General features: G+C 70.4%; 7 protein-coding genes. 4 read left to right on the forward strand and 3 right to left on the reverse strand.

Annotation, left to right across the window (positions count from 1 at the left end):
• Positions 1 to 89: 89 nt before the first annotated feature.
• Positions 90 to 3,113: a M14 family metallopeptidase gene (locus ABFX54_RS44095; RefSeq protein WP_346112951.1), complete on the reverse strand. Its 3,024-nt coding sequence runs from the start codon at positions 3,111 to 3,113 to the stop codon at positions 90 to 92.
• 202 nt (positions 3,114 to 3,315) lie between these two features.
• On the opposite strand from ABFX54_RS44095, the gene ABFX54_RS44100 reads away from it, so the two are divergent.
• The gene (locus ABFX54_RS44100; RefSeq protein WP_346112953.1) at positions 3,316 to 4,212 is read left to right on the forward strand and encodes a VldE C-terminal domain-containing protein; all 897 of its coding nucleotides are present in this window, start codon (positions 3,316 to 3,318) and stop codon (positions 4,210 to 4,212) included.
• A 25-nt stretch (positions 4,213 to 4,237) separates the two neighbouring features.
• Here ABFX54_RS44100 and ABFX54_RS44105 read toward each other — a convergent pair whose 3' ends face one another.
• Positions 4,238 to 5,560, reverse strand: coding sequence for a GH1 family beta-glucosidase (locus ABFX54_RS44105; protein ID WP_346112961.1), 1,323 nt, complete (start codon positions 5,558 to 5,560; stop codon positions 4,238 to 4,240).
• Between the two features lie 90 nt (positions 5,561 to 5,650).
• Between ABFX54_RS44105 and ABFX54_RS44110 the strand changes: the two genes are divergently transcribed.
• Positions 5,651 to 6,289, forward strand: a complete 639-nt coding sequence (locus ABFX54_RS44110) for a TetR/AcrR family transcriptional regulator (RefSeq protein ID WP_346112955.1) — start codon at positions 5,651 to 5,653, stop codon at positions 6,287 to 6,289.
• Positions 6,290 to 6,353: 64 nt separating this feature from the next.
• Here ABFX54_RS44110 and ABFX54_RS44115 read toward each other — a convergent pair whose 3' ends face one another.
• Positions 6,354 to 7,277 (reverse strand): aldo/keto reductase, encoded by a 924-nt coding sequence (locus ABFX54_RS44115; protein WP_346112956.1) that lies wholly within the window; start codon positions 7,275 to 7,277, stop codon positions 6,354 to 6,356.
• Between the two features lie 89 nt (positions 7,278 to 7,366).
• On the opposite strand from ABFX54_RS44115, the gene ABFX54_RS44120 reads away from it, so the two are divergent.
• Together ABFX54_RS44120 and ABFX54_RS44125 are read left to right on the forward strand one after the other, a co-directional pair.
• A complete protein-coding gene (locus ABFX54_RS44120; protein ID WP_346112957.1) occupies positions 7,367 to 7,726 on the forward strand; it encodes a MerR family transcriptional regulator in 360 nt (119 codons plus the stop codon).
• 36 nt (positions 7,727 to 7,762) lie between these two features.
• Positions 7,763 to 9,208: a penicillin-binding transpeptidase domain-containing protein gene (locus ABFX54_RS44125; RefSeq protein ID WP_346112958.1), complete on the forward strand. Its 1,446-nt coding sequence runs from the start codon at positions 7,763 to 7,765 to the stop codon at positions 9,206 to 9,208.
• Positions 9,209 to 9,346 lie beyond the last annotated feature (138 nt).

Below are 9,346 nucleotides of genomic sequence, written 5' to 3' on the forward strand. Positions count from 1 at the left end.
CATGTGCAGTCCTCAAGGTGACCGAATCATGTTCTGTCCGGACGCGCAAGAGGGGCGCGGCGGCACGCGCCGCGCCCCTCACGCACTCGTCAGTGACGGCCGCCGAGCAGGTGCTGCATGGACCGCTTGACCAGGTCCGCCCGCTTGGCCGGGTCGGTGATGGACTCGACGCCGAAGCCGAGGTACACGGTGTCCTCGGTGACGACGCCGGCGCCCTCCTCGAACACCTGGTCCGTACGGAACCAGTTGTTGATCGACGGCGAGCTGCCCTCGGGCGCGGCCCCGGCGGTCCAGCCGCCCAGGTCCGTCTCGAACGACGTCGTCTCCGCCGCCGCGCCGTCCAGCGTGACGGCGAAGTCGTCCAGGAAGACGCCCGCGCCCTGGGTGCCCCAGTCGCTGATGTAGGAGATGGAGATCTCGACCTGCTTGCCCGCGTAAGGGGTCAGATCGATCTTCCACTGCTGCCAGCCCGAGGAGTTGCCCGAGGCCGCGTGCCAGGCGCCGGAGGTGCCGGTCGGCTCGCAGTTCTCGCCCTGGTAGCGCTGGGTGAACGGGTGGATCGTGCGCCAGCCGCCGCTGTTCTCGATCAGGCAGCTGTCGCCGACCTCCTGCGTGGTGTGCCCGTTGGCGTCGGGCAGCGTGGTCCAGTCGTCGCCGCCCGCCGTGCGCGCCTCGACCGTCAGGAAGTCCCAGTGGAACTCGGTGTCGTACGAGGTCCAGAACGACAGGTCACCGCTCGACTTGCCGGTCAGGTCGATGGTCCTGGTCAGCCGCTTCCAGGAGACGTCGGCGATGCCGCTGTAGACGTCCCAGGAGCCGGTGTGCGGGTCGAACGGGCCGCCGGGGCGCGCCCACTTCACCGGGGCCGAACTGGCGAACCTGGGGAACTGGGTGCTGGGCAGGATGGCCGAGGTGGCCACGAACGACTGGGTGTGGTCGGGCGCGATCGTCCCGTTGAAACCGGCGAACTTGCCGGAGCTGCCCTGGAGGGCGAACGGCTGCCCGGTGGCCTGGTCGGTGCCGGCGTTGTCGAAGAAGACGTACGCGCCCAGCCAGTACTGCTGGAAGTCGTTGAACACCGGGATGCAGGGCGGATCGTCGGCCACCGTGCACTCGGGGTTCTCCGGCTGGTCGGGCTCGTAGTAGTAGGAGCCGTTGAAGTTGGCCGCGTACGACGGGTACTTGCCCGCGTGCAGCACCTTGCCGCCCTCGTTCAGGTAGTCGCGGACCGCCAGCTCGGTGTCCACGCCGCCCTTGGAGGTGGTGCCGGGCACCTGGCCCTGCGACCTCGGGATGACGTCGTCGCCGGTCTCCCAGATCACGGCCTTGTAGTGGCTGAGCACGCCCAGCGGGTGCGGGGCCTTGCGGCCCGCCTTGTCCATGTCGTACACGTCGGAGCTGTAGCCGGCGGCCTGGAGCGCGGCGGCGTACTCGTCGGCGTACTGGGCCTGGCTCACGCCCTGCGCCGGGCTGAGGCCGGTGACGTCCTCGGTGGCCAGCACCAGCACCTTGCCGCCGATGTCGCTGGCGACCGTGTAGGTGAAGTCGGCGCTCTTCCTGCCGATCGAGCTGAACCAGACCTTGACCTTGTCACCGGGCTTCGTGCCGGTGATCTTGCCGCGGAGGCGGTGGTAGTAGCGGTCGTAGCCCGCGCCGTAGCGCTCGCCGCCCTTCCACTCGGCGGTCGTGGCGGTCTTCGTCCGGCCGCCGTTGACCTGGTAGTTCAGGAACACCGGGCCGAGCTTGCGCTTGGCGTTGACCTCGACGACCTGCTCCTTGCCGTGGCTGATCTCGAACGGGTCGGTGACGAAGTCGGGCGTCCTGTTGCCCAGGTGGGTGACCGGCTCGACCGGGTTGACCGCGGACTTCGCCACGTCCAGGGCGAACGGCAGGTTCTTCTCGAACTCGGCCTGCACCAGCGCCTCGTCGTCGGGGAAGACGAAGCCGCAACCGTCGCAGCCCTCGTTCAGCTCGGGCGTCCACGACAGCGTCCCGTAGCGGGCGTGGGCGTGGTCGTTGGTGTCGCCGTTGGTCGTGTACAGCTCAGCGCCGAGGTCGGGGTCGAAGCCGGGCACCGCGGGCTTGACGTCGTCGCCGGTGAGGGCCTCGTAGATCGGGTTGTCGGCGGTCTCCGTGGCGATCTGGAAGCCGCTCGGGTAGAGCAGCAGCGGGCCGTAGGAGTGGTAGTTGAGCTGGGTCTCGAACTTGACCCGGCGCAGCAGCCCGTCCATGGCCCTGGTCTCCGGCTCGCTGGCCGGGCCGGCGCCGCGGTAGGTCTCGCTGCTGGGGATGCTCGACGAGCCTTCCTCGTCGTAGTGGAAGTTCGTGGGGAAGTTCCGGTTCGGGTCGACGCCGTCGCCGCCGGTGATCTGGCCGTCGCCGTTGTTGTCGCGCAGGTTCTTGCGCCACAGGCGGTTGCCCTCGGTGAAGGTGAAGTCGTAGCCGTCGGGGTTGGCCACCGGGACGAACCACAGCTCGGTCGTGTCGAGCAGGTCCCGCAGCGAGCGCTTGTTCGCGACCACGTGCTTGAGCAGCCGCATGTCCACCTCAGTGGCGATCCACTCGCGGGCGTGCTGGGTGGCCGAGTAGAGGGCGGCGGGCTTGAGCCCGTCGGGCAGCACCCTGGCGCCGGTGGAGACCTTGGCGGCCAGGATGTCCTGGCCGCGCAGCGTCTTGCCGATCGACTGCAGCTTGACGACGTCCTTGTTGGCCGCCGCGATCGCCTTGAGCTGGTCGGCGATGCCGCCGCGCTCGGAGTAGGACCTGTAGACGGTGTAGCCGCCCGCGGCCTGCGCCCTGGCCGCCTCCAGCTGGGTCTGGCCCTGCGGGTTGCGCACGGGCTCCGGCTTGTGCCCGAGCTTGGCCAGGGCGGCGAGGTCCGTCTGGGCCGCGGTCAGCTCGATGTGCTCCTTGTCGCCCTTGTTCTGCTGCTGTACGACGTCGAAGCCCTTCTCTCTGAGGGCCTGCGCGGTGCCGGGCGGGCTTTCGAGCTGGTAGAGCTCCAGCCGGTCGCGGGCCGGCAGCGGATCCACGGAGGCTTCGGCCGTGGAGGCCACGAGAGAGGTGCCTAAGCCGAGGATGACGGCCGCGGCGAGGGTCATAGTTCGAGACACGGTCTGCCCCTTCGCAGAGACGGAGAACGATCGCCATCTCAGACGGTTGGAGCGTTTCAGACAAGACCCAACTTTTGGGTCCGTATTAAGTCGGACAAAAACACAAAACTTCGCCAATGGGGCAGCAGTTCCGTCGTTCGGATGACAGAGATCAAGATCACCTTCTATAGTTTCGGTCCGTCTATGAGGGGAGGGGGCGGGTGTGAGGATCTGGCGGACCGCCGTTCTTGTCACCGTCCTCGCCGGGCTGCTCGCGTTGCCCGCACCCACTCCGGCCGTGGCCGATCCCAGCCCCGCCGAGCTGCGCAAACTCACCCGCCAGGCGGCCCAGCTGAGCGAGCGCTACCGGGGTCAGATCCAGAGCCTGGAGGAGATCAGGCTCCAGGCCAAGAAGGCCACCGACACCTCGGGCGGCCTCCAGGCCCAGCTCCGCGCCGCCCAGGCCGAGGTCAGCCGGATCGCCCAGACGGCCTACATGGTCGGCCCGCTCGACAACACCCAGCTGCTCACGCCCAGCGAGGACCCGTACAAGATGCTCGGGCAGGCCGCCACGCTCACCTTCATGGCCAACGAGCGGGCCAAGAAGGTCGAGGCGATCAAGAAGCTGATCGCCAAGTCCAACGACGCCAAGCTCAACGCCAACGAGAAGATCGAGAAGCTGCGCAAAGAGATCAGGCAGATGCAGAGCCGGCGCAAGGACATCGAGAAGCTCCTCGCCAAGTACGGCTTCCAGCAGCCCGGCGGCGCCGAGGGCCTGACGCCTCGCATGATCTCCGTACGCGCCGAGATCATGGCGAACTTCCCCATGAAGTACGGCGTCGGCTGCCTGCGCCCCGGCGACCCGGGCGAGCACGGCAAGGGGCGGGCCTGTGACTTCATGATGTCGCCCGGCGGCACCATGGCCGGCGGCAACAACGCGGCCAACGGCGACGCGCTGGCCGCCTGGCTGATCAAGAACGGCGGCCGGCTCGGCGTCATGTACATCATCTGGAAGCAGCGCTACTACGACATCCGCTCAGGCGGCGGCTGGGACCCGATGTCCAACCGCGGCGGCGTGACCGCCAACCACTACGACCACGTTCACGTGTCGGTGTTCTGACGCTCGCCGACCCCTACGACCGTGTTCACGCGGTCTTCTGACGCTCCAGGAACTCCTTGAACCAGCGGTAGGACCGCTTCGGCGTGCGCCGGCCGGTGGCGAAGTCCACGTGCACCAGGCCGAAGCGCTGGTGGTAGCCCTCGGCCCACTCGAAGTTGTCCAGCAGCGACCAGACGAAGTAGCCGCGCACGTCCACGCCCTCGGCCATGGCCTGCCGCATGGCGGCGATGTGCCGGTCGAGGAAGTCGACGCGGGCCTCGTCCTCGATCGTGCCCCGCTCGGTGGGCTCGTCCGGCTGGGAGCAGCCGTTCTCGGTGATCAGGATCGGCGGCAGCGCCGCGCCGTAGCGGGACTTCAGGCCGGTCAGGAGCTCGCGCAGGCCGTCGGGGACGACCGGCCAGCCGAAGGCGGTCGTCGGGTGGCCGGTGATGCCCGCGTCGGCGAACGGCAGGCCGGTGTCGGTCGGGGCGCCGGTCGGGGCGGCGATCCGGGTGGGGTTGTAGTAGTTGATCCCGAGGGCGTCCAGCGGGGCCGCGATGGTCTTCATGTCGCCGTCCCTGACGAAGTCCAGGGAGCCGGTGTAGGCGGACAGATCGGGATACGCGCCGAGCAGCACGGGGTCGTTGAACAGGCGGTTGTGCAGGATGTCGTACGCGCCGGCCGCCGCCACGTCCTGCTCCCGCGTGGAGGCGGGCCAGACGGGGGTGCAGTTGTTGGTGAGCGCCACCTGGCGGGCGCCGGCCGCCCGCAGCGCCTGGACCGCCAGGCCGTGGCCGAGCAACTGGTGGTGGGCGGCGGGCAGGGCGCCGGTCATGAGCATCCGGCCGGGGGCGTGCACGCCCATGGCGTAGCCGAAGGCCATGTGGACGAACGGCTCGTTCAGCGTGATCCACAGCGGGACGCGGTCGGCCAGGCGGGCGGCGACCGTGGCGGCGTACTCGGCGAAGAGGGCGGAGACGTCGCGCTCCATCCAGCCGCCGCGCGCCTCCAGCGCCTGCGGCAGGTCCCAGTGGAACAGCGTCGGCACCGGCTGCACCCCTTCGGCCAGCAGGGCGTCGGTCAGGCGGTCGTAGAAGTCCAGGCCGCGCCGGTTGACCTCGCCCGCGCCCGTCGGCAGCACGCGCGGCCAGGAGATGGAGAAGCGGTAGGCGTTCACGCCGAGGCCCGCCATCAGGGCCACGTCCTCGGGCCAGCGGTGGTAGTGGTCGCAGGCCACGTCGCCGGTGTGCCCGTCTCTGACGCGGCCCGGCTCGTGGGCGAAGCTGTCCCAGACGGAGGGGCCTCTGCCGTCCTCCTGGGTGGCGCCTTCGATCTGGTAAGCCGCCGTGGCCGTACCCCAGAGGAACATGCTCGGCCTTCCTCTCATGCGAGTAAGGCTCATGTTAATCGTGCTCAAACCCCCTGACTCAAGGTCCCCGGCATACGAAAGGATGGGGTCATGACCAGTACCCTGCGCCGCCGGCCCGCGCAACGCCGGAGCGTCGAGCGGGTGGAACGGATGCTCGACGAGTGCGCACACCTGCTCGACGAGGTCGGCTACGAGGCGCTGACCACGAAAGAGGTCGCGCGCCGGGCGGAGGTGCCGATCGGCACGTTCTACCAGTTCTTCCACGACAAGCAGGGCCTGGTGCGCGCCCTGGCGCGGCGCAACCTGGAGGCGTTCCTCCAGCGCATCGTCGAACGCATTCCCGAGGCCGCGCTCGGCCACTGGACCGACCTGGTCGACCTCGCCATCGACGAGTTCGTCGACATGAAGCGCACCACGCCCGGGTTCGCGGTGGTGGACTTCGGCGAGGTGCTCCTCGCCCCAGGCGGGCCCATCGTCGCGGGCAGCAGGCAGGCGCTCGACGGGACGCAGGACAACAACGTCGTCGTGGCCGAGCGCCTGCGTGCGCTGACGATGGACTTCCTGGACGCCCCCATGGGCCCAGGGCTCGACCGGGCCCTGCTGGTGGCCGTCGAGGCCGCGGACGCGGTGCTCAAGCTCGCCTTCAGGGCCGACCCGGCGGGCGATCCCCGGCTCATCGCCGAGTGCAAGCAACTGGTCCACCGCTACCTGGCCGGCCACCTGTCCTGACCCGGGCTCGGGTCGTCCAGGGAGCCCTGACCGGGGCGGCCGGCGCCGCTCCCGGCCGTCCGGCTCAGCTCGGGTCGTCGAGGCGGGCGCGCAGGTCGGCGTCCAGCTTCAGGTCCGCGGCGCCGATGGCCTCCTCCAGCTGCTCCATCGTGGAGACGCCGACGATGGGGACGACGCCGTCGGCCATCAGCCAGGCCAGCACGATTTGGTTCGCCGTCGCGCCCAGCTCGCCGGCCACCTCGTGCAGCGCGGTCAGCCGCCGGGTGGTGCCCGGGTGGTCGTAGATCTCGGCGATCGGGCGGTCGGGCCGCGTGTACGCGCCGAACATCAGCGTGTTGTACGCCCACAGCGTCAGGTCAGGCTCGGCGGCCAGGTAGTCGAGGAGGTCGTCCGAGACCAGCGTGTGCCCCGACTCGGCCGGCCTGGCGCCGGGACGCGGGCGCAGATACGTGTGGCGCAGCTGTATGTAGGTGTAGGGCGTCCAGCCGTGCGCCGCCGAGACGTTCCTGGCCCGTTCCAGCCGCCATGCGGCGATGTTGCTGGCCCCGATCGCGCGCACCTTGCCGGCCTCGGTGAGCTGGTCGAACGCCCCCAGGGTCTCCTCCAGCGGGACGGAGCGGTCCTCGATGTGCGACCAATACACATCGATGTAGTCCGTCCGTAATCTCCGCAGGCTGTCCTCCGCGCCCTTCGCAATGGTCGCCGCGGCCAGGCCCTCGGCCGAGCCGAGGGTGAGGTCGCCGGGCACGGTCGGCCTCGCGCCGACCTTCGTGCTGAGGAAGACCCGGTCCCGTACGCCGCGGGCGGCGAGCCAGGCGCCGATGGTCTCCTCGCTCTCGTCGCCCGAGCGGCCTTCGACCCAGAACGGGTAGTTGTTGGCCGTGTCGAGCATGGTGCCGCCGGCGTCGAGGAACCGGTCCAGGATGGCGAAGGTCTCCCGCGTGCCGACGGTGGTGCCGAACGGAATCGTGCCGAGTGCGATGTTCATGAGCCGACTGTGCGAGCTGGAGCGCGCTCCATGTCAAGCGCCCGGCTCCGGTTGACCTGGAGTGGACTCCAGGTCGGATACTTTGTGGTGTGAGCGTTTATACCCCTGCCGAGGTCGTCGAGGAGACCGGATTCAGCATCGACACCCTCCGCTACTACGAGAAGATCGGCCTCCTGGAGCGCGTCGGGCGCAACGCGGCCGGCCAGCGCCGCTTCAGCCAGGAGGACATCGGCTGGCTCGGCACGGTGAAGTGCCTGCGCGAGACCGGCATGCCCATCGCCGAGATGTTGCGCTTCGCCGAGCTGGTCCGCGCCGGCGACCACACGATCCCCGACCGGATCAAGCTGCTGGAGGAGCACGACCGGCGGGTCCAGGGCCAGATCCAGAACCTCGCCGCACGGCAGCAGTACATCAGGAACAAGATTTCCTACTACCGAAGCGTCCTCTAGCTCCCCCTTTGCGCCCTGGCGGGTAGACCAAGATCCATGGCTGGATCGAGGGCGAGGTGGATCAACGTACCCCTGGGCCGCGTGGCCAGGGTGTGCGCGGCGATGCTCTTCGTCCTCCTGGCGCACATCACGCTCATCCAGGCGTTCGGCTCGTACCCGCTCAACGCCGACCGCAGGAACGAGCGCCCGCTGATCGCCAGGTACGGCCACCCGCGCGGCGACATCCGCACCTACGACGGCACCCGCGTCGCCACCAGCCTGCCCACCGGCGCCGGGCCCTACCGCTACCGGCGCGCCTACCCGCAGGGCGCGCCGTACGCGGCGCTCACCGGGCACGTGTCGCTGCACCGCTCGACGGGGATGGAGCAGGCCCTGGACGCGGTGCTGTCGGGGGACGACCCCAAGGTCAGGGTCAGGTCGCTGGTCAGGCACGGCAGCGTCGAGGGGGCCGACATCAGGCTGACCGTCAGGGACCGGGTGCAGCGGGCGGCGTACCAGGGGCTCGCCGCCGCGGGGGTGCCGGGGGCGGCGGTGGCGCTCGATCCCGCGACCGGGGCGGTCCTGGCGCTGGCCACGTACCCGTCCTACGACCCCAACGTGCTGACCACGTTCGACCGGGCGCGGCTGGCGGAGGCGGTCAGGCGGCTGCGGGAGGCTCCCGCGCAGCCCCTGCTCAACCGGGCGCTGCACCGCCTCTATCCGCCCGGGGCCACGTTCCGGCTGGTCACCACGGCGGCGGCGCTGGCGTCGGGGGAGTACACGCCGACCGCCCTGGTGGACGCGCCGGACCGGCTCCGCCTTCCAGGGACGCCGACGTACCTGCGCAATCCGGGCGACTGCGCGCACCGGCGGCCGACGCTCGCGCTCGCGTTCAGGAGGTCCTGCGACACCGCGTTCGCAGGCATCGGGCTGCAACTGGGGCAGGACCTGCTCAGGGACCAGGCGGAGGCGTTCGGCTTCAACGGGGGGAGCCTGCGGATCCCGCTGGTCGCGCTGCCGAGCCGGTACCCGCTCGCCCTGGACCGCGCCCAGACGGCGCTGGCTGCCGTCGGGCACCACGACAACAGGGTGACGCCGCTGATGGTGGCCATGCTGTCGGCGGCGGTGGCGAACGACGGGGTGCTCATGCGGCCGTACCTGGTGGAGGAGGTACGGCTGCGCGACGGCACGATGATCAACCGGGCCGCTCCCGTGGTGTACCGGACGGCCGTGCCGCCGGTGCTGGCCCGCTACCTGGCGGCGATGATGACGATCGCGACGCCCGCGAGGGGCCTGGGGGCGGCGATCCCGGGGGTGCGGGTGGCCTCCAGGGCCGCCACCGCCGCGACCGTGCCGGGCGGCGGGGAGCACGCGCTGGTGACGGCCTTCGCGCCGGCGCGGGCGCCCGAGGTGGCGGTCGGGGTGGTGCTGGAACGGCCGGGGGCGCGGGCGGGCGCGGTGGGGGCGGTCGCGCGCGCGATGATCGAGGCGGCCCTGGCCTGAGCCCACGCTTGATGACGCGGAGAGCGCCGGACGGCCCGAGCCCGCCCCTCATCGCGGCCGGGGGTCAGCGGTAGGCGCTGGCTTGGAGGGTGTAGAGCTCGGCGTAGAGGCCGTTGTGGGTCATGAGGGTGTCGTGGT

It is taken from the genome of Nonomuraea maheshkhaliensis (assembly GCF_039529435.1).
Lineage (GTDB): Bacteria > Actinomycetota > Actinomycetes > Streptosporangiales > Streptosporangiaceae > Nonomuraea > Nonomuraea maheshkhaliensis.